This window comes from Paraburkholderia bryophila, assembly GCF_003269035.1.
Lineage (GTDB): Bacteria > Pseudomonadota > Gammaproteobacteria > Burkholderiales > Burkholderiaceae > Paraburkholderia > Paraburkholderia bryophila.
This window is the reverse complement of sequence record NZ_QLTK01000066.1, coordinates 3010-4132: the sequence shown is the minus strand read 5'-3', so window position 1 is coordinate 4132 and position 1123 is coordinate 3010. Positions and strand designations below refer to the sequence as shown.

Sequence of the window (1123 nt, the reverse complement as noted above, 5' to 3'; positions counted from 1 at the left end):
CGCGCGATCGGGATCGCGGCCTTGACCCGCGCACGCTTTATCTGTTCGGGCCAGTAGTCTTTCCACGCGTCGACGCCGAGGTGCCACGCGAGCCACGGCAGCAGCGCGAGCGGGATCGTGTCCGGGTTCATCAGGTCGCGCAGCGGCGATTGAATGTCGCTGATACGGGCGTTGACGGTCGCGATATTGCGTTCATGCACCGTCGAATTCGGGGGCAGCAGGTTAGACATTGGCGTACACCCCGCCGTCGCGCAGATCGATCAGCGTGCAATACGCCGCTTCGGTCTTCGATACCGCGATGCCGGCGGTCGGGCTGATCAGATTCACCTTTTGCACGCCGGCCGGCCGCGCTGCGGCATAGATGCCGTCGAGCGTGATTTCCATGCCGAGCTTGCGCATCTCGCTGGTGTACTTCGCCATGCGCTTACGGGCTTCAGCGAGCGCCACCGAACGATCCGGCCCGGAAAAGAAAACCAGATCGGCGACGACCGAATAGCGCTTGATGGTCGCGCCCTGCACGGTCACCTTGTCCGTGAGCGGGCGAACGTCATCGGCCTGCAGGTTGGCGGCGACCGTGTCGAGCAGATCCTGCGGCGCGGTGCCGTCGCCGTCGCGTGCGAGAACCGTTACCAGCACTTCGCACGGCGCGGGGCTGGTTGCCGAGGCATCCAGCACGCGGCCATCTGCATTGCGTGCGTGCGATACATAGGCGCCTTCAGGGCCGGCAACGGAAAAACTTTGCGGCGCGAGCTGCACACGGGCGCGCAAGTCTGTATTGCCTTCCATGGTGGCCGGCACGTTGTTCGCCGGATCAGCCGGGGCGATAGTCAGCCGCTCGATGTTGAACAGGGCCGCGAGCTGGTCGAGGTCGCCGTCCATCGCATAGGCGAGCATGACCGCGCGCGCAGCGTCATTGACGCGCTGGCGCAAGGTGATTTCGCGATAGGCGTTCTCCTGCAGCAGAATCGCCATCGGCTCGGACTCGAGTTCGAGCGCGGCGGCAACGTCGGTCTGATCGGCGACCGGGTACAGAGAGACGAGCCGCGCTTTGCGCTCGGCCAGCAGCGTTTCGAAGTCGATCGTTTCGACGATATCCGGGGACGGCAGTTGCGACAGGTCGATG

Annotated in this window: 2 protein-coding genes; both read right to left on the bottom strand. The window is 64.7% G+C overall.

Annotated elements, in window-relative coordinates:
* Positions 1-230 (bottom strand): phage tail protein I (locus BX591_RS35685; protein ID WP_111935991.1); only part of this gene is annotated, 230 nt, incomplete at its 3' end.
* A complete protein-coding gene (locus tag BX591_RS35680; protein ID WP_176343175.1) occupies positions 223-1122 on the bottom strand; it encodes a baseplate J/gp47 family protein in 900 nt (299 codons plus the stop codon). The genes BX591_RS35685 and BX591_RS35680, both read right to left, overlap by 8 nt.
* Between the last annotated feature and the right edge of the window lies 1 nt (position 1123).